The following is a 1326-nucleotide window of genomic DNA, read 5'->3' as shown; positions in this document are numbered from 1 at the left end:
CGGCTGACCCCATCAATTAACCTTCCGGCACCGGGCAGGCGTCACACCGTATACGTCCACTTTCGTGTTTGCACAGTGCTGTGTTTTTATTAAACAGTTGCAGCCAGCTGGTATCTTCGACTGGCTTCAGCTCCGGGAGCAAGTCCCTTCACCTACGCGCCAGCGTGCCTTCTCCCGAAGTTACGGCACCATTTTGCCTAGTTCCTTCACCCGAGTTCTCTCAAGCGCCTGAGTATTCTCTACCTGACCACCTGTGTCGGTTTGGGGTACGATTTCGTGTTACCTGGAGCTTAGAGGCTTTTCCTGGAAGCATGGCATCAGCTACTTCACCACCGTAGTGGCTCGTTATCACGCCTCAGGGTTAATATGCAACCGGATTTACCAGGTCACACCCCCTACACGCTTGAACCGGGACAACCGTCGCCCGGCCAGCCTAGCCTTCTCCGTCCCCCCTTCGCAGTAACACCAAGTGCTGGAATATTAACCAGCTTCCCATCGACTACGCTTTTCAGCCTCGCCTTAGGGGTCGACTCACCCTGCCCCGATTAACGTTGGACAGGAACCCTTGGTCTTCCGGCGTGCGGGTTTTTCACCCGCATTATCGTTACTTATGTCAGCATTCGCACTTCTGATACCTCCAGCAAACCTCACAGTTCACCTTCGACGGCTTACAGAACGCTCCCCTACCCAACAACGCCTAAGCGTCGCTGCCGCAGCTTCGGTGCATGGTTTAGCCCCGTTACATCTTCCGCGCAGGCCGACTCGACCAGTGAGCTATTACGCTTTCTTTAAATGATGGCTGCTTCTAAGCCAACATCCTGGCTGTCTATGCCTTCCCACATCGTTTCCCACTTAACCATGACTTTGGGACCTTAGCTGGCGGTCTGGGTTGTTTCCCTCTTCACGACGGACGTTAGCACCCGCCGTGTGTCTCCCGTGATAACATTCTTCGGTATTCGTAGTTTGCATCGAGTTGGTAAGCCGGGATGGCCCCCTAGTCGAAACAGTGCTCTACCCCCGAAGATGAGTTCACGAGGCGCTACCTAAATAGCTTTCGGGGAGAACCAGCTATCTCCCGGTTTGATTGGCCTTTCACCCCCAGCCACAAGTCATCCGCTAATTTTTCAACATTAGTCGGTTCGGTCCTCCAGTTAGTGTTACCCAACCTTCAACCTGCCCATGGCTAGATCACCGGGTTTCGGGTCTATACCTTGCAACTTGACGCCCAGTTAAGACTCGGTTTCCCTACGGCTCCCCTATTCGGTTAACCTTGCTACAAAATATAAGTCGCTGACCCATTATACAAAAGGTACGCAGTCACCTAAC

1 rRNA gene is annotated in these 1326 nt (G+C 53.3%); it reads right to left on the bottom strand.

The annotated features are described in order from the left end of the window. Positions 1-1326: ribosomal RNA gene (locus ACOZIO_RS25030) — 23S ribosomal RNA — on the bottom strand; the annotation flags it as partial.

Origin of the sequence: Rahnella sp. PD4, from assembly GCF_049199325.1 — a bacterium.
Lineage (GTDB): Bacteria > Pseudomonadota > Gammaproteobacteria > Enterobacterales > Enterobacteriaceae > Rahnella > Rahnella perminowiae.
The sequence above is the reverse complement of the archived record's forward strand: the minus strand, read 5'-3'. Positions and strand labels throughout refer to the sequence as shown.